Here is a 2,284-nt window from a genome sequence, read left to right on the forward strand (position 1 = left end):
TGTTTTGATAGAAAAAAGAAGAAATAACCCAATCAAATTTATATTTGATTGGGTTATTTCTGTTGAAATTGTTTTGCTTTTTGTTGATGTCGTTTTGCTTTTTTGTGGTCACCAAGCTGTTCATAACAATGTGCCAATTGTTGATGGGGAACCCATGTATAAAAAGCAGTTTGATTCAGCATCCAAGCATAACGAAGTGATGGTTTTTGTTGATAAGCTGTCGTATACCAAAAAATAGCGGCTTCTATGTTCCCTTGTCGTAAAAAATGTTCGCCCATGCGGCAACTAAAGGGAGGATAAGGCATATCTAAAGATAAAGCTTGTAAGGTGATTTCTTGTTCTTTTTCGATTTGATTGGTTAAGCCATAACAGGTAGCTAATTGATGATAGACAGTCATACGACTTTCCTGTGACAACTCTTCAAATGCTAAACACATGTGAAAATGTTGTTCCGCAATTCGATAATCCTTTTGGAATAAGTTTTCTCTAGCATAATGAAAATGATCTTGTAGAGAAAAAATATGTTCTTGTTCAATCGCACGTTGATATAATTCAATATTTCGTTGCGGAGAAGTTTGTGTTGTTTTTGTATGAGTGATCACAATATCAGATGGGAAATGAGTATAGGGTTCTTTTCGTTGTAAATCTTCATGAACAATCCCTTCCCATTGAAATCCTGCTTCACGTTTTACTAAGCGAATGCGCTGTGTTTGTTCGATTCCCACCTTTGTTTGGATGTTATATTTCATACTAACAGCTTCGATCGTAGGATCAAGAGATTGTTTCAGTTGTTGTAATTTTTTTTGCGCCGAAGGTTGCAAGATATCATCCGCATCTAGCCACATGATGTAATCTTTGGAAGCATACTGAAAAGAAGCATTGCGTGCTTGACTAAAATGAAATGCCCAAGGAATTTCATAGACATGTGATGTCCATTTTTTCGCAATTTGGATCGTTTGATCCGTAGAACCTGTATCGACAATGATAATTTCATCTACCAGATCCCCAATAGATTGTAAACAATGAGGTAAGGTATGTTCTTCATTTTTGACAATCATACATAAACTAATGGTAATCATAAACGAGATCCTTTCTTTTTGAAATGATATAATTATATGTATGTAAAAATGTTTTTATTGTTCGAATTTAAAAAATTAATTGCTAAACGATTGAATAGATAGAAAGGTAAAAAAAGAGTGTTGTCAACGGTAAGCGGAACGAAGTGAGCATTAAGGAGTTGACAACTGCACTGCACCAAGACCCTCTTGGAATGTCAAAACGGAACGTTTTGGCCTGCTTACCGGCGAGGGAGCCCCTCAAGGAGTGAGGGGTTGGGGAGTTTGATAAAGGGGGTCTGGGGATGTTTTCCCCAGTAGGTTTGGAAAACGTCCAAGGTTTTTATATTTTTTATGGCTAGCGAAAGCAAGCCATTTTTTGCGTGAGCAAAAACAAAAGGGGGATTGGGGGAAACCCCCGACAAGCTGTATTTGCGCCATGGAATGGCTAGCAAATGCGAAGCTTACCAAATCCCTTGCGCCGATGATAAAATTGGAGATATTACGACCAATTTGGAATGGCGCTTCCGTTGGAAACGGAATGAAGGGATGGGATTTAATGAGTGAACAAGATAATGATATGGCTAGCAATTTACGGAGAGAGCCGAACCGGAAAGAGCGCAGACAAATCAGTTTTCGTGTGAGTGATGACGAATTTGCAAAGTTGCAGCAGTCAGCTGAAACTTTGCAGTTGAGTGTGCCAAACTTTGTAAAGAAGAAGGCACAGGGGAGTCGATTAGTTTCTCCGAAATTTGATAAAAAGACGAGACAAATCATTGCTAGGAATTTAAGTCAGATGGGAAACAATATGAATCAAATTGCAAAATATTGTCATACGCATAAGGAGGGTAATATAGACTGGGAGCGTTTAAATTACAATATCGAGCAATTACGAAAAGAAGTGAATGAGTTATGGCAACGACTAAATTAGGAAACACAAAATCAGCAAGTAAAACAATCAACTATGCTGAAAAACGTGCAGTAGAAAAAAGTGGTCATAATTGTGACATTGATTATGCGAAATCAAACTTTAAGGAATTGAGAATGCTGTATGGCAAGGATCATGGGATCCAGGCGCATACCATCATTCAGTCTTTTAAACCTGGAGAAGTAACACCAGAGCAAGCCAATGCAATTGGCTTAGAGTTAGCCCAATCGGTTGCAAAAGACTATCAAGTTGCTATTTATACGCATGCGGATACAGAACACATACATAATCACATTGTGAT

Annotated in this window: 3 protein-coding genes; 2 read left to right on the plus strand and 1 reads right to left on the minus strand. The window is 37.9% G+C overall.

The genetic code is table 11. The features are described 5' to 3' along the window. Nucleotides 1–53 precede the first annotated feature (53 nt). Nucleotides 54–1,079, minus strand: coding sequence for a tetratricopeptide repeat-containing glycosyltransferase family 2 protein (locus JDS99_RS30395; RefSeq protein ID WP_242475811.1), 1,026 nt, complete (start codon nt 1,077–1,079; stop codon nt 54–56). A 535-nt stretch (nt 1,080–1,614) separates the two neighbouring features. On the opposite strand from JDS99_RS30395, the gene JDS99_RS30400 reads away from it, so the two are divergent. Both JDS99_RS30400 and JDS99_RS30405 read left to right on the plus strand, forming a co-directional pair. Further along, nucleotides 1,615–1,986: a plasmid mobilization protein gene (locus tag JDS99_RS30400; RefSeq protein WP_199696441.1), complete on the plus strand. Its 372-nt coding sequence runs from the start codon at nt 1,615–1,617 to the stop codon at nt 1,984–1,986. Beyond that, the coding region (locus JDS99_RS30405; RefSeq protein WP_199696439.1) for a relaxase/mobilization nuclease domain-containing protein at nt 1,968–2,284 on the plus strand (317 nt) is incomplete at its 3' end. The genes JDS99_RS30400 and JDS99_RS30405, both read left to right, overlap by 19 nt.

Source organism: Bacillus cereus group sp. N6 (genome assembly GCF_016483705.1).
GTDB lineage: Bacteria > Bacillota > Bacilli > Bacillales > Bacillaceae_G > Bacillus_A > Bacillus_A wiedmannii.